14 protein-coding genes are annotated in these 20,890 nt (G+C 64.7%); 6 read left to right on the top strand and 8 right to left on the bottom strand.

Translation table 11 applies throughout. The annotated features are described in order from the left end of the window. Positions 1–26: 26 nt before the first annotated feature. From coaBC to NG701_RS06550, 3 genes are all read left to right on the top strand, one after another. Positions 27–1,277, top strand: coding sequence for a bifunctional phosphopantothenoylcysteine decarboxylase/phosphopantothenate--cysteine ligase CoaBC (coaBC, locus tag NG701_RS06560; RefSeq protein ID WP_252565505.1), 1,251 nt, complete (start codon positions 27–29; stop codon positions 1,275–1,277). A 78-nt stretch (positions 1,278–1,355) separates the two neighbouring features. Continuing rightward, a complete protein-coding gene (gene metK, locus NG701_RS06555; RefSeq protein WP_252565503.1) occupies positions 1,356–2,591 on the top strand; it encodes a methionine adenosyltransferase in 1,236 nt (411 codons plus the stop codon). An 11-nt stretch (positions 2,592–2,602) separates the two neighbouring features. Then, positions 2,603–4,747 carry a primosomal protein N' gene (locus NG701_RS06550; protein ID WP_252565501.1) on the top strand — a complete coding sequence of 715 codons (2,145 nt, stop codon included), beginning with the start codon at positions 2,603–2,605 and terminating at the stop codon, positions 4,745–4,747. Between the two features lie 22 nt (positions 4,748–4,769). Here the strand turns inward: NG701_RS06550 and NG701_RS06545 are convergent, their stop codons facing one another. From NG701_RS06545 to NG701_RS06530, 4 genes are read right to left on the bottom strand one after another with little or no spacing between them, the layout of a single operon-like run. Further along, positions 4,770–5,846 (bottom strand): glycosyltransferase family 4 protein, encoded by a 1,077-nt coding sequence (locus tag NG701_RS06545; protein WP_252565499.1) that lies wholly within the window; start codon positions 5,844–5,846, stop codon positions 4,770–4,772. After that, positions 5,843–6,772 carry an alpha/beta fold hydrolase gene (locus NG701_RS06540; RefSeq protein ID WP_252565498.1) on the bottom strand — a complete coding sequence of 310 codons (930 nt, stop codon included), beginning with the start codon at positions 6,770–6,772 and terminating at the stop codon, positions 5,843–5,845. Before NG701_RS06540 ends, NG701_RS06545 begins: the two co-directional genes overlap by 4 nt. Before the next feature lie 11 nt (positions 6,773–6,783). Then, positions 6,784–7,653 (bottom strand): aldo/keto reductase, encoded by an 870-nt coding sequence (locus NG701_RS06535; RefSeq protein WP_252565497.1) that lies wholly within the window; start codon positions 7,651–7,653, stop codon positions 6,784–6,786. 10 nt (positions 7,654–7,663) lie between these two features. Continuing rightward, positions 7,664–8,638 (bottom strand): sugar-binding transcriptional regulator, encoded by a 975-nt coding sequence (locus tag NG701_RS06530; RefSeq protein WP_252565495.1) that lies wholly within the window; start codon positions 8,636–8,638, stop codon positions 7,664–7,666. 124 nt (positions 8,639–8,762) lie between these two features. On the opposite strand from NG701_RS06530, the gene NG701_RS06525 reads away from it, so the two are divergent. From NG701_RS06525 to glpK, 3 genes are all read left to right on the top strand, one after another. After that, positions 8,763–10,622 carry a glycerol-3-phosphate dehydrogenase/oxidase gene (locus NG701_RS06525; protein WP_374208659.1) on the top strand — a complete coding sequence of 620 codons (1,860 nt, stop codon included), beginning with the start codon at positions 8,763–8,765 and terminating at the stop codon, positions 10,620–10,622. Positions 10,623–10,715: 93 nt separating this feature from the next. Further along, positions 10,716–11,468, top strand: a complete 753-nt coding sequence (locus tag NG701_RS06520; protein ID WP_252565493.1) for an MIP/aquaporin family protein — start codon at positions 10,716–10,718, stop codon at positions 11,466–11,468. Between the two features lie 47 nt (positions 11,469–11,515). Beyond that, a complete protein-coding gene (glpK, locus tag NG701_RS06515; RefSeq protein WP_252565491.1) occupies positions 11,516–13,030 on the top strand; it encodes a glycerol kinase GlpK in 1,515 nt (504 codons plus the stop codon). Positions 13,031–13,148: 118 nt separating this feature from the next. Here the strand turns inward: glpK and NG701_RS06510 are convergent, their stop codons facing one another. From NG701_RS06510 to NG701_RS06495, 4 genes are read right to left on the bottom strand one after another with little or no spacing between them, the layout of a single operon-like run. Next, the gene (locus tag NG701_RS06510) at positions 13,149–14,051 is read right to left on the bottom strand and encodes a hypothetical protein (protein WP_252565489.1); all 903 of its coding nucleotides are present in this window, start codon (positions 14,049–14,051) and stop codon (positions 13,149–13,151) included. 30 nt (positions 14,052–14,081) lie between these two features. Continuing rightward, positions 14,082–17,219 (bottom strand): efflux RND transporter permease subunit, encoded by a 3,138-nt coding sequence (locus tag NG701_RS06505; protein WP_256475595.1) that lies wholly within the window; start codon positions 17,217–17,219, stop codon positions 14,082–14,084. Position 17,220: 1 nt separating this feature from the next. Then, positions 17,221–17,676 (bottom strand): hypothetical protein, encoded by a 456-nt coding sequence (locus tag NG701_RS06500; RefSeq protein ID WP_252565485.1) that lies wholly within the window; start codon positions 17,674–17,676, stop codon positions 17,221–17,223. Beyond that, positions 17,673–20,822, bottom strand: a complete 3,150-nt coding sequence (locus tag NG701_RS06495) for an efflux RND transporter permease subunit (protein WP_252565583.1) — start codon at positions 20,820–20,822, stop codon at positions 17,673–17,675. Before NG701_RS06495 ends, NG701_RS06500 begins: the two co-directional genes overlap by 4 nt. Positions 20,823–20,890 lie beyond the last annotated feature (68 nt).

Here is a 20,890-nt window from a genome sequence, read left to right as displayed (position 1 = left end):
CAGACTGCCCTGTTGACGGAGGTCACGTGCGCATAGTCCTCGGAGTCGGGGGAGGGATTGCGGCCTACAAGGTCGCATCGCTCCTCCGGCTTTTTACTGAAGCCGGCCACAATGTCACGGTGATTCCCACTGAGGCAGCCACCCGCTTTGTGGGTGTCGCCACGTGGGAGGCACTGTCCGGGAACCCGGTCAGCAACAGCGTCTTCGACGACGTGCACCAGGTCAACCACGTCAGGCTTGGCCATGAGGCCGACCTCATTGTGGTGGCGCCCGCGACCGCGGACCTGCTGGCGCGCGCGGCCACCGGACAGGCCAACGACCTCCTCACCAACACGCTGCTCATGGCCAGCGGCCCGGTACTCTTTGCCCCCGCCATGCACACGGAGATGTGGCAGCACGCCGCCACCCGCGCCAACGTTGAAACGCTGCGAAGCAGGGGCGTCGCGGTCCTCGAACCGGCCAGCGGCCGGCTCACCGGCACGGACTCCGGTCCCGGCCGCCTGCCTGAGCCCGAAGCAATCTTCGACGCCGCCATGGCACTTGCCCAGGGTCAGTCCGATTACCAGCTTCCGCTGGCCGGGCGGACCGTCACAGTCAGTGCAGGCGGAACCCGGGAACCGCTGGACCCCGTCCGTTTCCTGGGCAACCGGTCCTCTGGTAAACAGGGCGTGGCGCTGGCCGTCGCCGCCCGCAACGCGGGTGCCACGGTTCGCCTGGTCGCCGCCCATATGGAGGTCCCGGCGCCGGCCGGGGTCGACGTGGTGACCGTTGAGACCGCCCTGGAGTTGCGCGAGGCCATGCTGGCAGCCGCGGCGGATTCCGACGTCGTGATCATGGCTGCGGCCGTGGCGGACTTCCGCCCAGCGGAGATCTCCGGCACGAAGATCAAAAAACGTGATGACACCGCTGACCCCGTCATTTCCCTGGTCCGGAACCCGGACATCCTCCAGGAACTGGTCGAGGTCCGGGACCACGCTCCCGAAAACCAGGCCAGCCGCCGCAGCCAACTGATAGTGGGCTTCGCAGCAGAGACCGGTGACGGCCAAGGCGACGTCCTGACCTACGCGGAGGCAAAGCTCAAGCGCAAGGGCTGCGATCTCCTGGTGGTCAACCATGTGGGATCGGACAAGGTCTTTGGCCAGGACAGCAACTCGGTAGTCATCCTTGCCCGCTCCGGCGCCGAACCACAACTGGCCGCCGGAACCAAAACAGAGGTTTCGGCCGCCGTCATCACGCGGATCGGCTATGAGCTGAGCCACGTTTCGCCACGCGCCTGACCGAAAGCCACGCACCGTTTCCTTAGCACGGGGACACACGCCGCCGGACGTCCGATTCCCAACCAGTAAGGTAGTTGAGTGACTTTACCGCTGCACATTCCCCACGCCCACGGGGCCACGCCCTCCGCCCTCCGGCTCTTCACGTCCGAGTCGGTCACTGAAGGCCACCCGGACAAGATCTGCGACCAGATCAGTGACGCCATCCTGGATGCACTTCTCGCCGCGGATCCCGAGTCCCGCGTCGCCGTGGAGACCATGGCCACCACCGGCCTGGTCCATGTTGCCGGTGAGGTCACTACCGACGCCTACGTCGAAATTCCGCAGATCGTCCGGGAAACCATCCTCGGCATCGGCTACGACTCCTCAGCCAACGGGTTTGATGGTGCCCGCTGCGGCGTCTCCGTCTCCATCGGACAGCAGTCCAACGACATCGCCGGGGGTGTCTTCAACTCCCTCGAAGCCCGCGAAGGCCGCCAGGAGGACGACTACGACCTCCAAGGTGCCGGCGACCAGGGCCTGATGTTCGGGTACGCGAGCGACGAAACCCCGTCCTACATGCCGGTGCCGATCTGGATCGCGCACCGCCTGTCCGAACGCCTCACCGAGGTGCGCAAGTCCGGCGAACTGTCCTACCTCCGCCCCGACGGCAAGACCCAGGTCACCATCGGCTACGACAAGGACGTGCCGGTTTCCGTGGAAACCGTCGTCATCTCCAGCCAGCACGCCGCAGGCACTAGCCTGGACCGCCTGCGCGCGGACCTCGCCTCCTTCGTCATTGAGCCCGTTTTAGCTTCAGCCAACCTGGACATTTCCCGGGCTGCCAACATCCTGAACCCGGCAGGCGAGTTTGTCATCGGCGGGCCCGTCGGTGATGCCGGCCTGACCGGGCGCAAGATCATTGTCGATACGTACGGCGGCATGGCCCGCCACGGCGGCGGTGCCTTCTCGGGCAAGGACCCGTCCAAGGTGGACCGTTCCGCGGCCTACGCGATGCGCTGGGTTGCCAAGAACGTCGTGGCGGCCGGACTGGCAAAGCGTGCCGAGATCCAGATTGCCTACGCCATCGGCCAGGCCCGTCCCGTGGGCACGTATGTCGAGACCTTCGGCACCGAGACGGTGGACCCGGCCAGGATCAGCGCCGCCATCGCAGAGATCTTCGACCTCCGCCCGCGTGCCATCATCGACGCCCTGGACCTCAAGCGCCCCATCTACGCCAAGACGGCGGCGCACGGTCACTTCGGCCGTGACGATCCCGACTTCACTTGGGAGCGCCTGGACCGGGTGGAGGACCTGAAGGCCTTCTTCAACGCGTAGGCCAGTCCGCCATGGCCTCTGATGAGTCTGTCCCTCCCGGCGCCGTCCAGTTGTCGCTGCTGCAGGGCTTCCCGGCGAAGGCCAGGCCGTCCGGGCCCCCGCTGGCGGCGCACCTTCCGGTGGCCAGAGTCCTCGTGGAGACGCCGCTGCCGCATCTGGACCGGCCCTTCGACTACAGCGTGCCGGCCGAACTGGACGGGGCCGCACAGGCCGGCGTCCGGGTAAAGGTCAGCTTCAACGGCCAGGACCTGTCCGGGTTCATCATTGAACGGACTGAAGAATCCGACGCCGGCCACACCCTGGTGCCCCTGCAGAAGGTGGTCTCTCCCGTCGTCGTCCTGACGCCGGCTGTCCGGGACCTGGTGTCCGCCGTCGCGGCCCGGTATGCGGGGACCGTCAGTGACGTGCTTCGCGTTGCGGTGCCTCCGCGCATGGCGAGGCTCGAGAAGGACTTCCTCTCGCCCCCCGAAGCAGAGCCTGCGGCACCGGATCCGCTCGCCGACGCCGGGGCCTCGACCGGCCCGGACATCCCCGCCGGGACTGAAGCAGACTGGACCGGGTACCGCAACGGCCCGGCATTTGTCCGCCACCTGCGGGACGGCGGATCTCCAAGGGCGGTCTTCAACGCGCTCCAGGGATTCGGCCCGGCAGCATGGCCGCACCTGATAGCAACGGCCGTGGCAGCAGTCCGTGCCTCCGGCCGCGGCGCCGTGGTGGTGGTGCCGGACTACCGGGACCTGGACCAGCTCGAAATGGCGCTCCTGGAGGTGCTGCCTGCCGAGGATATTGCCCGCCTGACATCAGACGACGGGCCCACCCCCCGCTACCGGAACTTCCTGCGCCTCCTGGCCGGGTCCGCGCGCGTAGCCATCGGCACGCGTTCTGCAGCGTTTGCCCCGGTTCAGGATCTGGGCTTTGTTGCCTGCTGGGACGACGGCGATGACCTTCACATCGAACAGCGTGCCCCGTACGCCCATGCCCGCGACGTGCTGTTGCTGCGCGCGGACCAGGAAGGCACCGCCTGCCTGATGGCGGGTCATGCCAGGAGCACGGAACTTCAGCGGCTGGTGGAGGCCGGCTGGGCCATGCCCGTAGAGGCCGATCGGGCGTTTGCACGACGGACCGTGCCCCGGGTACTGAACACAGCGGACAGCTTCGAGCAGGAGCGCGATCCCCTGGCACTGGTTGCCAGGCTTCCCGGTGCCGCCTGGCGCGCCGCCAAGGAAGGACTGGAACGTGGGCCCGTCCTGGTGCAGGTGGCCCGCGCCGGCTACGCGCCGTCGCTCGTCTGTGAGACGTGCCGCGAACCCGCCCGCTGCCAGGCCTGCCAGGGTCCGCTTGCCCTGGCCGGAGCCAGCGGCAGCTCTGCGATCCCGCAGTGCCGCTGGTGTTCCACGCTGGCACCGGAGTGGCAGTGTGCCCATTGCACGGGGCACAAGCTCCGAAAGGGCGCCACCGGCGTCCTGCGCACAGCCGAAGAGCTGGGCAGGGCGTTCCCCGGAAAAGCCGTCATTACGTCCTCGGGCGGCAACATCAAAGCCGGTGTTGGCAGCGCTAAGGCCTTGGTGGTGGCCACCGTCGGGGCCGAACCCGTAGCGGAGGGCGGTTACGCTGCGGCGCTGCTCCTCGACGGCGACTCCCTGCTCCGCCGGGAGAACCTCCGCGCCGGGGAGGACACCGTGCGCCGCTGGTTCAACGCCGCAGCCCTGGTACGCCCGGCGTCCGACGGCGGGCTGGTGGTCATCACCGCGACGGAAAGTGTTGCTGTTGGCGCGCTGCTGCGGTGGGACCCGGCCGGGTACGCCCGGCGCGAGCTGGAACTCCGGATGGAACTCCAGCTGCCGCCGGCGGTCAGGATTGCCTCGGTCACCGGCCCACGGGCCGCCGTCGTACATTTTTCCGGGACCGTGGAGAAGGAGCTGGCCGCCGCCGGAGTGGCGCTGCGGACCGCAGGCCCGGCGCCACTTGTCCTCACCGGTCCAGGGGCCGCCGGGGGTGCCGCGGGGGCTGGGGAGGACGCGCGGACCCTGCTGTTCTTTGCGTACGGGCAGGCAGCCACTGTCACCCGAGTGTTGCGTGCAACAAAGGCTGCGGCCGCCGCCAAGAGGAGCACGGAACCGGTCCAGGTCAGGCTGGACGGTGTGGACGTCCTCTAGCGGCTTCCTTTGGCGGCGTCAGTCAGCGGCTGCGCCGCGCCATGATGTCGTGGGCCACGTCCACCAGCTGCTGCGCGGATTCGTCCCAGCTGAACTCCTGCGCACGTGCCACGGAACGGCGGGACACCTGTTGCCAGTGAGCGTCGTCCCGCAGTTTCTGCACGGCCGCGGCGAACTCTGCCGGTGATGCGGGATCAACGTAGGTTGCCGCGTCGCCGCCCACCTCGCGGAAAATCGGGATGTCGCTGGCGATGACCGGCGTGCCGAGGGCCATGGCCTCCACCAGCGGAAGACCGTAGCCTTCGGCGCGGGAGAGGCTCACCAGCGCGGTGGCACGTTTGAGCAGGACGGCATATTCGTCATCGGTGACCCCGTTGTGGAAGACCACCGTGGCAGCCGGCGGCACCATGATCTCCAGCTCGGCCCGGCGCTCGGCGGTGATCCTGCTCAGCAGGTGCAGGGTGAAATCAGGCAGCTCGGACATGCCGGCCACCATTGTTTCAACGTTTTTGTAGGGCATAAACGAGCCCATGTACACCAGCGAATGGTCCGCCCCGGTGGCAGGGTCGCGCGGTTCCTGGGCGGGCTGCGGGGCGTTGCTGATGATCCGCACCGGCCTTTTGGTGAGCCGGTACTTGGCCATCAGCGCTTCCGTGGTCCGGCTGATGGTGGCCACGGTGTCCGCCCGGTTGAGGAGGACGCGTTGCGGCCAGAACGCTTTGTGGTAGAGCCGCCAGAGCACGCGGACGGGTGCCGGCAGGAATCCCGGGGGAGCGGGGTGCTCGTAGTAGATGAGGTCGTGCAGGGTCAGGACCAGGCCGTACTTGCGCCCCCAGCTGCCCATGGTCTGCATGGGGCACACCACAACATCGGCGCCGAGCGGGTTGATCCTGCGGGCCACGAACAGCTCCCGCGGGGACAACGGGCTGTTGACCAACGTGTACGGAACATCCGGGAGCAGCGCCAGTTGGCGCGTGTCGCTGATGAGCATGGAAACGTCGGCCAACTTCGCCGTGGCGGCGATGAGGCTGGCTCCGTATCGGCTGATGCCGTCGTGATGGTCGGTCCGGGTGAATCGTGCATCGATGACAATCTTCACGCGGGGTGGTCCTTAAGGAAGCTGCGGATGAAGCCGGCGGCGGGGCCGGGCGTTTCGTAGTGGATCAGGTGGCCGACGCCGGGAATGACTTTGAGGACGCCGTCGGGGAGGAGCGCGGCGAGGCGGTGCTGGTCCGGCAGGGTGGCAATCTCGTCTTTTTCGCCGGCGACCAGGAGCACCGGCAGGTTCAGCTTCCCGGCAACCTCGGCAACATGGGCGCTGACCGACGCCGTGAACGATTCGAGGAGGCTTTCCCGGTTAGCGAACGCGCTGAAGTAGGCATGGTGCTGGCCGTGGATGAAGCGGCGCAGCTCTTTGTCGGCCGTCTTGGCCATGGCCTCGCTCATTACCCTGACGATCAGCGGGCTGCGCAGCAGGACCAGTCCCAGCGGGCGGGGGAGCCGGGCCGCCAGCCGGTAGTAGAGGACAGCCAGCTTGGTCATGATCCCCTTGGGGCCTTCCAGGGCGGGCGCGGCGATCGGATTGATCAGGATCAGCGGTGTGACGGTGCCCGGGTGGGTTGCGACACAATGGGCGGCGACGATCGAGCCGAAGGAGTGCCCCAGCAGCACGGTGTCCGGGCCGAGGCCGAGCGCCGCCATAAAGTCGGTGACAAAGGTGCCGTACTGCTCCACCGAATGTTTCCCGGAGGCGAACGCGGCGGAGCTGCCGAACCCTGGCAGATCCGGCATGATGATGCGCATTTCCGGCAACTGGTCTGCCACGCGGAGCAGGCCGTGGTGATCGCCGCGGAAACCGTGGATGACCAGGATGGTGCGGCTATCAGGTGAGGCCTGGACGGGTTCGTAGGTCCAGTACGCCACGGCGGTGCCGTTAATCACGATGTCGGCGGCCCGGGTGCGGGCCGCCAGCCCGGCGCTGAAGAAGGAGGGCGCAGGGGATGGCTGTTGATCGGCGGTTTTCATGACCCTCGGTCCTAGTTGACGTTGTCGGGGTGGGATCCCGTGCGCTGACCGCGGTCAAGCTCGGCAAGGGCTGCCATGTCGCGGTCTGAAAGTTCAAAGCCAAAGACGTCCAGGTTTTCCCTGATCCGCGATTCGGAGCTTGCCTTCGGAATGGCGATGTTCCCCAGCTGGATGTGCCACCGAAGAATGATCTGGGCCGCTGTCCTGCCGTGTTCGGCGGCCAGGGCCAGGACCACGGGATCCGACAGTACGTGTCCGCGCCCCAGGGGGCTCCAGGCTTCCGTCCGGATGCCCAGGGTGTGGTGTTTGTCCCTGAGTTCGGCCTGCTGGAGCCAAGGGTGCAGTTCAATCTGGTTCACGGCGGGCACCACTTCGGCACTCTCGAGCAGACGGTCCAGGTGCGCGGGCTGGAAGTTGCAGACACCGATGGCCCGGACTTTGCCTTCACGGTAGAGCGTTTCGAGGGCGCGGTAGGTGTCGGTGAACAGATCCCGCTTGGCGCAGGGCCAGTGGATCAGGTACATGTCCACGTAGTCCAGGCCGAGGTTGACCATGGAGGTATCGAAGGCACGGAGGGTTGCGTCGTATCCCTGGTCATCGTTCCAGACCTTCGTGGTGATGAAGACGTCCTCGCGCCGCAGGCCGGGCGAGGACTCCCCGGAGCCGCCGCTTCGGCTTTCGGCATCCATGGCGGGGCCAAGCCCCCGTGCCACGCCGGTTTCGTTGCCGTACATGGCTGCCGTGTCAAAGTGGCGGTATCCGGTGCCGAGGGCCGTGGCCACCAGGCCGGATGCTTCCGCTGCCGGAACTTTGTACAGCCCGAATCCCAACTGGTCGATCAGCACACCGTTGTTGAGGCTGAGCCGGGGTGAGGTTTTCATAGCATTGACTTTACCCATTGGGCCAGGCGACACCGCCAAAGCCCACCAGGCGGCGCGCGGTGGCTTCATCCAGGATCAGGTCGGTGGCTAGGCCAGCGGAGAGGGCGCCCCGCAGACCATTGATCTTGGATGCGCCGGAGACCACGCAGATCCGACGCCGGACCTGGCGCAGCTGGGAGAGCGCCGGACCCGTGGAGCGTTCGTTCAGGACGATGCCGTCAGAGGATCCGTCACGCCGGAAAAAGACCGTGGCAACGTCTCCCACCACATCTGAATGGGCCAGCATCGTGAGGTCGCTTTCATCCAGGTAGCCACCCGCGTAGACGTGGCTCGGGTAGTCGGCGTGCACCGATCCAACGCCGAAGATGGCGATGCTCATCCGAGCCTGCAAGTCCAGGATGCGCTGCACGCTGCGCTCATTCCACATGGCGGTTTTGGTGGCTGCATGGTCGAAGAATGCGGGAACAGGGAACTGCTCCACGCGGGCGCCGTAGGCACTGCCGAAGCGGCGCATGATGTCACTCGCATAGGTGATACCGGTGGTGTGCATGTTGCCGGCGCCGTTCAACTGGACCACCACGGTATCGTGCGTGATCTTGCGCGTGAGGTGCCTGCTGACCGCACTGAGCGTTGAACCCCACGCGACGCCGATGATCGCATTGGAGTCCACCAGCGGGCCGATGGTGCGGGCAGCCTGAATAGCCACGCGGTCCAGGGTTTCCGCCTCGTTCAATGACTCCAGCACCGGAACAACGTGCACGTCTACGTTGTACTCGCGACGGATCATGCTTTCGAGCTCGGGACCCGTATCCAGCGGGTTGCGGATCTGGATCTGGACCAGGCCCGTGTCCCTGGCGGCCGACAGAAGCCGGGAAACCGTGGACCGGGACGTCCGCAGTTCCCGGGCGATCGCGTCCATGGTCAGGTCCTGGAGGTAATACATCTGTGCAGCCCGCAGCGCATCTGAGTGCCGGGAAGGCGTCATTCCGACTCCATTCTGCACGTTTGTGCATAGTGCTTGACTCCATTTTCCATTACTCCAAACAATAGTTGAAGAACGGCGGTGCATCCGGCGGATGCCCGCACGCCAATAAACCCAAGGAGCAGTGTTGGGACTCAAAGATACATTCGGCCACAGCGGAGCCAGGCCCGCCCACAGCACCGTGCCGCGCGCATCGGTGCAGGGTCTGCGGAATCGTCCGTACGCCAAGGTATTGATCATCGGTGGTGGCATCAACGGCGTGGGAACCTTCCGGGACCTCGCCCTGCAGGGAGTGGACGTGGCCCTGGTGGAGCGTGGCGATTACTGCCAGGGTGCCAGCGGTGCGTCCTCCCACATGATTCATGGCGGCATCCGCTACCTGGAAAACGGGGAATTCCGCCTCGTCCGGGAATCCGTGGTGGAACGCAACCGCCTCCTGCGGATCGCACCGCACTATGTGAAGCCCCTCCAGACCACCATCCCGATCTTCAGCACCTTTTCCGGCGTCCTGTCCGCACCGTTGCGGTTCCTCACGCACAAACAGCAGGGCAAGCCCAAAGAGCGCGGCGCCTTCCTGATCAAACTGGGACTGAGCATGTACGACTCGTTCTCCCGGGACGGCGGCTCCGTGCCACGCCACCAGTTTCGCGGACGCAAGCGGGCCCTCGCCGAGCTGCCGCAGCTGCACCCCGGAATCAAATACGCAGCCACTTACTTCGACGCCTCGGTCCACAACCCCGAGCGGCTCACGCTCGATGTGCTCCAGGATGGCGAAAAGGCCGGGCAAGGCAGCGGCGGACCGGGAAGCTCAACAGCCCGGGCGAGCAACTATCTCTCACTTCATTCGCTCGGCGGTGTTGGCGGCGCCGCATTCACTGGCGACGGAACCACTGGTGCAGGAACCGCGCCCACACAGTCCGGCACCACGGTGCAGCTCCGCGACGAATTGACTGGCGAGCTGTTTGATTTCACCGCGGACGTCATCGTCAACACCACCGGCGCCTGGGTGGACCTGACCAACGAAGCCATGGGGGCGGCGTCGGCCTTTATGGGCGGCACGAAGGGATCGCACATTGTTCTGGACCACCCGGTCCTGCTCGAGGCCTGCAAAGGCCGGGAGATCTTCTTTGAGCACACGGACGGCCGGATCGTCCTCATCTATCCCATGGGGGACCGGGTCCTGGTGGGAACCACTGATGTCCTTGCCGACATGACGCAGGACGCAGTGTGCACGGATGAGGAGATCGAGTACTTCTTCAACCTGATCGGCCACGTCTTCCCGGACATCACCGTGCAGCGTGACCAGATCGTCTACACGTTCTCCGGCGTCCGCCCTCTGCCACGCCACGACGCCACCCAGCCGGGGTTTGTCTCGCGCGACTACCGGATTGAACGGCGCACCCCCGCTGCCGGGGCACCCGGCGCAGGAACCGCCGTCGAACTCAGCCTGGTGGGTGGTAAGTGGACCACTTTCCGGGCACTGGCCGAGCACATGGCAAATGATGTGCTTGCCGAGCTGGGAATGGAACGGAAGGTCTCGACGGCGAAACTCGCCATCGGAGGCGGCGCCGGCTTCCCCGAGGATGACGCCGGAATCCAGAAATGGATCAAGGCGCATATGGGCGCCGGCAGGGACGCTGACCGCACCGCCGTCCTGCTGACGCGCTACGGCACGAGGGCAGCCGACGTAGTCGGCTACCTTGATGCCGGCCCGGACAGGCTGCTCCGTTCCACCCGTGAACTCAGCGTCCGGGAGCTGGAGTTCATGGCCCGGAACGAGCAGATCGGGCACCTCATCGATGTCCTGGTCAGGCGTACGTCGCTCGCCTTCCGTGGACTTGTCACCGGAGAACTTCTTGTCGAGGTTGCGGACGTCCTGTCCGCCCCGCTGGGCTGGGATGCCACAGCCAAGACGGACGAGATCAAGCATGCGCGGGAAGTACTGGAGCGATTCCACCGCGTACAGATCCACAGCCTGGTCGTCTAGGCAGACCAGGCTGCAGCCGGGGCGTCAAAGCGCTCCGGCCCAACGGTCCTTCAACCCGCGAAGGACCGAAAACAGAAAATAGAGGAGTCAATGATGTCTCTTGGAATTGTTTTTCTTTCCGAAGTCTTCGGAACGGCGATGCTCACCCTGCTGGGTTGCGGCGTCGTGGCCAACGTGGCCCTTAAGGGCACGAAAGGCAACAGCGGCGGGTTCCTGATGGTGACCTGGGGGTGGGGGATCGCCGTCTTCGCGGGTGTTTTCGTTGCCGCCAAATCCGGCGCCCACCTCAATCCCGCCGTCACGCTGGGCCTACTCGTCAAGGGCAGCAAGGAGTACGCCCCGGACGTCCCGGTAGATGTCGCGTCCACGTTCACCTACTTCGGTGGTGAACTGCTTGGCGCTTTCCTGGGTGCTGTCCTTTGCTGGGTCGCCTACAAGCAGCACTTCGATGCCGAACCCGTGGAAGCCAACAAGCTGGCGACGTTTTCCACCGGTCCAGCCATCCGCTCCACGCCCTGGAACCTGCTCACGGAAATCATCGGCACGTTTGTCCTGGTCTTCGTCATCCTGACGTTCGGCGGGACGCCCTCGGGCCTTGGGCCGCTGGCGGTGGCACTGCTCGTGGTGGGCATCGGCGTATCCCTGGGTGGACCCACGGGTTATGCCATTAATCCGGCCCGCGACCTCGGGCCCCGCATCGCCCACGCAATCCTGCCCATCAAGGGCAAGGGTTCCAGTGACTGGGCCTACTCCTGGATCCCCGTCGTAGGGCCGTTGGTCGGAGGAAGCCTTGCCGGCCTGGTGGCGTTCTGGGTTCCCATGATCATGCCTGCCGTCGCCGGTTAGTAACCATTTCAAACACACACACACAAAATAGAGACAAGGACGTCACCATGAACCAATACGTAATCGCCATCGACCAGGGCACTACCAGCTCCCGCGCCATTATCTTCGACCACAGCGGCAACATAGTTTCGTCGGGACAGATGGAGCACGAGCAGATCTTCCCGCAGGCGGGCTGGGTAGAGCACAACCCTGCCGAGATCTGGAACAACACCCGCGAGGTGATCGCTTCCGCCCTCTCCAAGGCGAACCTGACCCGGCACGATATCGCCGCCGTCGGAATTACCAATCAGCGCGAGACCGCCGTCGTCTGGGACAAGACCACCGGCGAGGCCGTCTACAACGCAATTGTCTGGCAGGATACCCGCACGCAGGACATCGTGGATGAGCTGTCCAAGGACGGCGGCCCGGAGCGGTTCAAGCAGAAGGTGGGGCTGCCGCTGGCCACGTATTTCTCAGGGACAAAGATCAAGTGGATCCTGGACAACGTTGACGGCGCGCGGGCCAAAGCGGAAGCCGGTGACCTGATCTTCGGCAACACCGACGCCTGGGTCCTCTGGAACCTGACGGGCGGGGTGGACGGCGGCGTGCACGTCACGGACGTCACCAACGCCTCCCGCACGTTGTTCATGGACCTGGAGACCCTGACCTGGGACGAGGAGATCCTGGGCATCTTCGGCGTGCCGCTGAGCATGATGCCGGCCATCAAGTCCTCCTCGGAGGTCTACGGCACCGTGCACACCTCTCAGCTGCTGCGCGAAGTTCCCGTGTCAGGCATCCTGGGTGACCAGCAGGCCGCCACGTTCGGGCAGGCGGCGTTCGAGGCCGGTGAAGCCAAGAACACGTACGGCACCGGCTGTTTCCTGATCTTCAACACCGGTGAGGAGATTGTTCACTCGAAGAACGGTCTGCTCACCACGGTCGGGTACAAGCTCGGCGATGCCCCAACGCACTATGCGCTGGAAGGCTCCATCGCGGTCACCGGTTCCCTGATTCAGTGGCTCCGGGACAATTTGGGCATGATCAGCAGCGCGCCGGAGGTGGAAACGCTGGCGGCGGCCGTTGAGGACAACGGCGGCGTCTACATTGTTCCGGCCTTCTCGGGGCTCTTCGCCCCGTACTGGCGTTCGGATGCCCGCGGCGCCATCGTGGGCCTGACCCGGTTCGTCAACAAGAACCACATCGCCCGGGCGGCGCTGGAGGCCACAGCCTTCCAGACCCGCGAGGTGCTGGACGCGGTCAACGCGGATTCCGGCGTTCCGCTCACTGAACTGAAGGTCGACGGCGGCATGGTTGCCAACGACGCGCTGATGCAGTTCCAGGCGGACATCCTGGGCGTTCCGGTGATCCGGCCGAAGGTAGTGGAAACCACCGCGCTGGGCGCCGCCTACGCAGCCGGCCTCGCCGTCGGCTTCTGGAAGGACCTCGGCGAACTCTCGTCCAACTGGTCCGAGGACAAGCGGTGGGAACCGAAGCTGGACCAGGCCGAGCAGGACCGGCAGCTGCGCCTGTGGAGGAAGGCAGTCACCAAATCCATGGACTGGGTTGACGAGGACGTGCGCTAGGCACTCCGAACCGGTATCCGGACAGCAAAGAAGAGGGAGGGTGGCCCGAGGAGTGCCGCCCTCCCTGGTCTGTTCGGGTCAGGACCCCAGGGTCACCAACCCTCCGCCAGCACTGTAGTCAGGGTCCGTCGAGTTGGGCCCGCGGCGTCTTGGCGTAGACGCTTCTGCTGACCGAGTATGCCCGCTCATCCAGTTCCAGCGCTTGGGTGTTGACGGCCGCGAACTGCGCGGCGCCCAGCTTCTTCACTTTCACCAGGTCCATGAATTCCTGGTCGGGACCGCCGACGGCGGTGACTTTCACCAGCCCTGTTCCGGCTGAGTAGAACTTCCGCTGGTGGCCTGCCTCAGGCGGTTCCAGCGGGTTGTATTCATCGATCACCAGTACATCGTCGTAGCAGCCAGTCGGGACGCAGACGTGCTGGTTTTTCTGGAACACTGTCCCGCAGTCAAGGAAGTCAACCTTGGGTGCATAGGCCTGGACATAGTCCGGCGTGCCGGTCCGGGGCCGGCCCTGCATGGCGATGCCGGCCTGGGCCTTGGCAAGCCCGCTGATGAAAGTGCTGGGCGCACCAACGAACTCGCCGTTTTCGTATTCCTCCGGATATTCGCCGAAGAGCCAGACCGTTCCCTTTCCAGTCTGCGCAAAGAAGGCCAGCTCGGATTCCACCAGTTCGCCGTCCGAGTAGTCGCGGTCCCACAGGACACGGGTCTTGACGCCGTCAATTACCTTGGTCAGCCCGGTGACTGTATGGACGACAGTGCGTGTGCTGGTCCCTTCGGCAGAGGTCACGGTCCCCGTCGTCGTGTACTGCATGCCGGGCTTGAGCGGGAACCACTTGTTATCGATCCGCGGGGAAGCCTGGAAATCCGAACGGTCAAAGTTGATCGCGGACCCGGGCCCGCAGAGTTCCGGGGACGGCGGTGCGGCAGCCGCCGTCCCTGCCGACATCACTGTCAGCGATCCGAAGGCCAGCAGTAATGCGGACCCGTATGCCGTAAAACGATGTGCTCGAAAAGCCATCTCACGTGCCTTTCATACTCGTGGGATCTGCTAAACCGCAGGCGCGGGTTCCAGCTCGTGTGCCCCGTGCCGGCGGCCGCGCTTGGCGAACCGCAGGTACAGCGAAGGGACGATGAACAGGTTGACCAGCGTTGACGTGACCAGCCCGCCCAGGATCACCACGGCCATGGGATGCTCGATCTCGTGGCCCGGGATGTTCCCCATCACCACCAGCGGCACCAGGGCCAAGGCAGTAGCCAGTGTGGTCATGAGGATCGGCGACAAGCGCTCTGCAGCCCCCCGAAGCACCAGCGCAGGTCCGAAGGGCATGCCCTCGTACTGCTCCAGGTGCTGGCAGTGGTTGATGAGCAGGATGCCATTGCGTGCCGCGATCCCCATGAGTGTCAGGAAACCAACCAGCGAACCGAGGGACAGGATTCCGCCGCTGAGGTGGGCGGCGATCACCCCGCCCACGAGAGCCACCGGCAGGGTCAGGATGGCCAGGGTGGCCAACCGCCAACTCTTGAAAGCAGCCTGCAGGAGAAGGAAGACGACGATGACCGCGCCAATGGAGTAGAGCAGCAGCCGTTGGGATGCCGCCTGGCGTTCGGCGTATTCGCCGAGGACAACCGCGCTGTAGCCGACCGGGAACTGAACAGATTCCATACCGGAATTGAGCTTCTCCACGACCTTCGCCAGATCACCTTCCTTGACGTTGGCGCTGACGTCGATGCGCCTGGACCCCTCCGAACGCTCAATGACATTGGGCGTGGGCTTGACCGAAATCGTGGCCACATCAGCCATCCGTATCTTTTGCCCGCTCGGCGTATCGAGGGGAAGACTCTCAATGTTCGTGACACTCGTCCGGGCCTCCGGCGGGCTCCACACCTGGACGTCGTAGGCCTTCCCGTCCCGGTAGATGTCGCCGACCTCTTCACCGGCAACGAAGGTCGCCGCGGCACGCCGCACGTCGCCCGGTTTCAACCCGTAGCGGTTCGCCGCCTCCAGGTTCACCTCCACATCGATCTGCGGGATGTTGGCCTGGAGGGCAACCTTCGCGCCGATAGCTCCGTCAATGCCGCCCAGAATGGTCTTGATCTTGTCAGCCTCCTGGCGCAGCGTCGCCAGATCGTCCCCGTACACACGGACAACGACGGCATAACCGGTTCCGGTGAGTACCTCGCGGATGCGTTCCTTGAGGTACGTCTGCACGTCCCGTTGGATTCCGGGGTACCCGTCCACCACTGCCGAGACTGCTGCCAGGGTTTCGTCATAATCCACCCCGGGGTCAATGCTGATCCAGTTCTCGCCGAAGTAGACGCCCACCACCTCATCGGCGTTGAATGCCTGTCCCGTGTGTGACCCGCAGTTGTTTACTCCGGGGATGGTCATGAGTTCCCTGCAGGCCAACTGGCTGACGCGGACTTCCTCGGCGTTGGACGTGCCAGGCTGCGTGAGCCAGTGCATGAGGAAATCACGCTCCTTGAAAGACGGGAGCAACGATTGGCCCAGCAGCGGTGCCGCAACAATGCCGACGACGCCAACGGCTGCCAGGGTCAGGTAACCGGGCACAGGACGGCGGACAATGGGCCGGAGCGCGTTGGCGTACCAGCGTTTCAGGACCCTGACCACGGGCGGATCCCGGTCCTCCAGCTTGGCATTTCGCAGGACGATGTAGGCCATTGCCGGCGTGACCGTCAGCGCCACGAGCATGGACGCGATTACCGAGAGGGTGTATGAGGTGGCCAGCGGCCGGAAGAACGCCCCGGTCAGCCCGTCCAGGAAGAAGATCGGAACTGTGGCGGCGACGATGATCAGCGTGGCGTACACAATCGGTCCGCGGACCTCAAGCGAGGCGTTGACCACCACCCTGGCGGTGCTTCCGGGCGCTCCGCTGGCCCTGTGGTGCCGGAGCCGTCTGACGATATTCTCGACGTCGATGATGGCATCGTCCACCACCACTCCGACGGCGATCACCAGCCCCGCAAGCACCATGGTGTTGATCGTGCCGCCGGTCCAATACAACACGAGGGCCGCCGCCACCAGTGACAACGGGATGGCCAGCACGCTGACCAATGCCGTCCGCCACTGGAAGAGGAAGACGCTCAACACCAGGATGACCAGTAGACATCCGAGCAGCAGGGCGACGCCCAGGTTGTCGAGGGATTCCTCAATGAAGGTTGCCGGCCGGAAGATGGCCGTGTCCACAGCGATTCCGGTCAGGCCGGGTTCGAGCTGCTTCATGGCCTCTTCAACCCCCCGCGTCACTTCGAGGGTGTTGCCCCAAGGCAGTTTTTCCACGATCAGCATCAGACCCGGTCCGCCGTTAATGACGGCGTCACCGATCAGCTGCTGGTGGTCCTCCACCACATTTGCCACGTCGCCCAGCTGGAGCGGGGGCTGTCCCTCACGATCCTCCAGTGCCACCTTCGCGAGGTCCGCAGGTGTGGCGATGGGTTGGACATGCCTGATCCCGATTGTCTGGCTGGGTGTGTCCAGGGAACCTCCGGTGCCGATCATGGCACCGGAGGAATACTGGAGCAATCCGGCGTCGAGGGCGTTGGCGGTGGTACTCATGACGGTTTCCAGGCTGACCCTGTTTGCTGCCAGCTTGGCCGGGTCAGCCTGGACCTGAAGCATCTGGAGACGTTCGCCCCAGATTGCCACGTTTGCCACGCCGGGAACGCGGAGCAGATGGGCCCTGATGTTCCAGTAGGAGATCATTGACATCTCGATCAAGGACCGGGTGTCGGAGGACAATCCGATCTTCATCACCCGGCTGGTCGAGGACAGGGGCTGCAGCATGACCGGCGGCGCCGCCCAGGTGGGCAGCGTCGGAATGACCGTCGCCATCCGTTCGGACACAAGCTGTCGGGCAGTGAGCAGATCCGTGCCGTTCTCGAATTCCATCACAATCGAAGACAGCTGCGGTACCGACTTGGATCGCATGTGGTGGAGGCCGTCGATGCCGTTGAAGGCTTCTTCCATAGGAACCGAAACGAGTTCTTCCACCTCAGCGGCGGTAAGTCCCAGGCATGCTGTCTGGACCTCCACTTTAGGCGGCGCAAATTCAGGGAACACGTCCACCGAGGCACTGCTGAGCTGGGCGCCGCCCACCATCATCAGCGCCGCCGCCATCGCAATGATGATCGATCTGAACCTTAGGCTTGCCGCGACTATCCGGCGCATGTCATTTGCCCGTAACGAACTCTGCGCCGAACAACTCAGCCGCGGCTACAGTTACCACTGGCGTTCCCACGGCTGGGCCGATGCTGGCCGTGACCGCTCCCGCTTCGATTTTGGTCACGGTGACGGACTGGCGCTCATACACCCGTGGCTCGGCGTTGATGTAGACCCAGGTATTCCCCTGCGGGTCGTACAGCAGCGCTGCGTAAGGGAACAGGAGGCCTGCGCCCCCCGGACCCGGTTTGACCGTGTCAGTTTGCAGCTCCAGCCGTTCAATAGCCCGCTGGCTCAGTGTGATGCGTGCAATGCCGGTGGTGGCATTCTTTTCCACCGTGGCAGGCGCTTCAGAAACGGATTCTGCCAGGGCTGCGGGTTGCGCACAGGCGGGCAGTGAAAACAGCAGTGCTGCACAGACAGCGGCCGCCACGGGCAGGCGCCCCAGGGTCCTTTTGCTGGTCATGATACTTCCACCTTTTCGGGCATAACGGGGGTGACTGGAACTTCCGATTCGTAGACCTCTGACCACTCTTCCGGCTCGGTGCGGGGACCGAACCAGAGCGTGAGCAGCGGGAGCACAAACAGCCCCACGAGCGTTGTGGTCACGAGCCCGCCGGCAATGATCAGCAGCATGGGCACGATTAGGGTCTGGCCTACCGTGCCGCCGAGGAACGCGGGCGGTATCAGCACGAGGAACGTAATGAGGGCGGATTTCAGGATCGGCGATATCCGGTCCCGGGCCGCCGTCATGACCACGTCAGTGCGTGACATCTGTTCGGATTCCCGCCAGAGTTCGTCAACACGCGCGGACAGGAGCGCCGCATTACGTGCAGCGATGGCCACCACGGCCGCAAACGCAGTCAGCGACAGCCAGGACAGAGACTCCGCCCCGAACCATGCGGCGACCGCTGCTCCCGCCATCGCGGCGGGAAGCGTCAGGAAGACGGCGAGGGCAAGCTTCCAGCTCCGCACTGCAGTCTGAAGCAGAAGCAGCACAGCCAGGATGGCCGCGATTCCGAGTCCATGAACCAGGGTGTCTGCGGCCTGCATCTGGCTGTATTTCGTGGGGATCTCGGCGTGGTATTCGAGCGGGAACTGGATTTGTTGGATGGCCGCCTCGATGTCCCGCTGGATATCTGCCAGCGGGCGTCCGCTGACGTCAGCCACAACGTCGATTCGCCGCGAGGTGTCATCGTGCTGGATAACAACTTCGCTGGGGACCATGCGAACGTCGGCGACCTGGCCCAGTTGGACGTGGCCGCCATTAGGAGCGTCAAGGAGCAGCTCACGGATGCTGGTCAGGTCATCCCGGACGCCAACCGCGCCGCGAACAACCACTTCGAACACCTTCTGCTCCTCAAAGAGGTTCCCGACGACGATGCCCTGCATAAGTGTCGCAGCGGCGCGCCTCGCGTCACCGGGCTTGATGCCGAACTTTTGGGCAGCTTCGAGGTTGACCTGGACCTCTACGATCGGGGTCATGGCAGCAGCGTCGATGGTCGGGTTGTTCACACCGTCAATCTTCTGAAGGGCCTGGCGGACCTCTTCTGCCTTTTCACGCAGCACCGGCATTTCCGTTCCGTAGACCCGGACCGCGAAGCCCGGTTCCAGGCTGGAGCGCATGTCGCCGACGGTCTGTTGCGAGTAGTTCAGCACGTTGTGCGCGATGCCCGGGTAACCCTGGACCACGTCCCGTACCGCCTGCTCCGTTTCGCCGAAGTTGGCGTCCCGTGCGATCGACACCCACAGCTCAGCAGAGCTGTTGCCGACCACTTGATCCGCAGAGATGGCGCGTCCCACATGCCCGCCGACTCCCGAAATTCCCGGGAGCGCCCTGAGTTCATCGGAGGCCAGGGCAGCGATCCTCCGGACTTCGTCATTGGAAGTCCCGGCCATGGTGTCCCACTGCACCAACAGGGTCCTGTCGGGCATGGCGGGAACGAGGGGCCGGTTGCCTGCCAGCTGCGAGCCGGCAGCGACGCCAAAGATCCCCACGACCACGATGGCCACGATCGCCAGGGGCTTCCGGGAGTTGACCCCGCCCAGTGCTCGGTCGTAGTACGCCTTCCCACGTCCGACGGCGGGAAGTTCCCTGTCGGTCGCGGTCTTGGACGGAAGGAGGAAAAACGCCAATACCGGTGTGACGGACAAGCCTACGATCAGGGCGGCGGCCAGCGTCAGCGCCAACGACCAGAAAAGCGGCGAAAGGAACGAGGCGCCTACTCCAGTCACGAAGAGCGTCGGAATGAGGACAACCACCATCATCAGCGATGCGTGGAACAGCGGTGTGCGGACCCCGCGGACAATGTAGCTGCTGCGCGACCTCGGGGTAGCCTCGGCGTCCGTCGCCTCGCGGACGGCGCGCTGTCGTCGGTGGGCTTGGATTTCTTCCACGATGTCGCCCACGATCACGGACGTGCCTAGTAGAACTCCCATCAGGACGGTGACGTTGAGTGTTGCGTTTTGGGCGAACAGCACCACCGACGCCGTCGTGACGGTAGCGGCGATGGCCACGAGTGCGATCACGGCGACCCGCCACGACCGGAACAGCAGCCAAAACAGTGCTACCGCAATCAGCAGGCTGATCAGGAGCGCCAGGCCGAGGCCGTTGACGGAGTCCTGAACACCGGTCGCAGGCCGGAAGACGGAGGTATCGATCTGGACCCCCGTGAGGCCCGGCTCCATGTCCTTGAGGGCCGCCTCAACATCACGGGTGACCTCCAGGGCGCTGGTGCCGGGGAACTTCTCGATCACCAGCATCAGGCCAGCGTCCGCCCCGACAACGGCGTCACCGATCAGCGGCTGGTGGTCTTCCTTGACCTGGGCAATGTCGCCCAGGAGCAACTGCGGGTCCGTCTCCTCCACGCTGACCTTGGCCAGGTCGGCCGGCGTGCGGATGGGAAGGACGTGCTGGATGCCAAGGCGCTGGTTGGGCGACTCCACGAAACCGCCGGTCCCGGGCGTCGAAGCCTCCAGGAAGCTCAACGGTGAAACCCAGACCGCGTTACCTGTGGTCTTAACAAGCTGCTCAAGGGTAATGCCTTTGTCGCGCAGTTGCGTCGGAGTGACCTCAACCTGCAGCTGTTGTTCGCGTTGGCCCCAGATGGACACGTTCGCCACGCCCGGGATACCAATCAGCCGCGGTTTGATTTTCCATCTGGCCAGGACCGACATCTCAATGCCGGAGAGCTCCTTGGAGTCCATCCTGACCATCAGCACGCGGCTGGTGGAGGACATGGGCTGCATAATGAGCGGCGGCGATGAGACGTTAGGCAGCGCGTGCGCCTGCGTCATTCTTTCCGCGACCAACTGGCGTGCGCGCAGGAGGTCCGTGCCGGGCTCGAAGACCAGTTCGATGGACGACAGCCCCGGGACGGATTTCGAGCGGATCTCGTCCAGCCAGGCGACCCCATTGAGGAGGTCTGCCTCCATCGGTGCGGTGATAAGCTGCTCAACTTCAACCGCGGAGAGGCCTAGGGCCTCAGTTTGGATCTCTACCTGCGCGGGGGCGAACTCCGGCATGGTGTCCACGGCCATATGTGGAACGTTCACGATGCCAAAAGTAATAAGGCCCGCCGCAAGGGCGAGAACCAAGATTCGGAACTGCATGCTGAACCGGGTAACCCAGCCAAACATGGCTAGAGTCTCGCTGGTTCTTTGCAGGCGTGAAAGTATTG

The organism is Pseudarthrobacter cellobiosi (assembly GCF_023913815.1).
Taxonomy (GTDB): domain Bacteria; phylum Actinomycetota; class Actinomycetes; order Actinomycetales; family Micrococcaceae; genus Arthrobacter; species Arthrobacter cellobiosi.
The sequence above is the reverse complement of the archived record's forward strand: the minus strand, read 5'-3'. Positions and strand labels throughout refer to the sequence as shown.

Excerpts from the sequence above, each read along its gene's own strand:
- NG701_RS06550 (WP_252565501.1), top strand. The coding sequence starts at position 2,603 with ATGGCCTCTGATGAGTCTGTCCCTCCCGGCGCCGTCCAGTTGTCGCTG.
- NG701_RS06540 (WP_252565498.1), bottom strand. The coding sequence starts at position 6,772 with ATGAAAACCGCCGATCAACAGCCATCCCCTGCGCCCTCCTTCTTCAGC.
- NG701_RS06535 (WP_252565497.1), bottom strand. The coding sequence starts at position 7,653 with ATGAAAACCTCACCCCGGCTCAGCCTCAACAACGGTGTGCTGATCGAC.
- NG701_RS06530 (WP_252565495.1), bottom strand. The coding sequence starts at position 8,638 with ATGACGCCTTCCCGGCACTCAGATGCGCTGCGGGCTGCACAGATGTAT.
- NG701_RS06520 (WP_252565493.1), top strand. The coding sequence starts at position 10,716 with ATGTCTCTTGGAATTGTTTTTCTTTCCGAAGTCTTCGGAACGGCGATG.
- glpK (WP_252565491.1), top strand. The coding sequence starts at position 11,516 with ATGAACCAATACGTAATCGCCATCGACCAGGGCACTACCAGCTCCCGC.
- NG701_RS06510 (WP_252565489.1), bottom strand. The coding sequence starts at position 14,051 with ATGGCTTTTCGAGCACATCGTTTTACGGCATACGGGTCCGCATTACTG.
- NG701_RS06505 (WP_256475595.1), bottom strand. The coding sequence starts at position 17,219 with ATGCGCCGGATAGTCGCGGCAAGCCTAAGGTTCAGATCGATCATCATT.
- NG701_RS06500 (WP_252565485.1), bottom strand. The coding sequence starts at position 17,676 with ATGACCAGCAAAAGGACCCTGGGGCGCCTGCCCGTGGCGGCCGCTGTC.
- NG701_RS06495 (WP_252565583.1), bottom strand. The coding sequence starts at position 20,822 with ATGCAGTTCCGAATCTTGGTTCTCGCCCTTGCGGCGGGCCTTATTACT.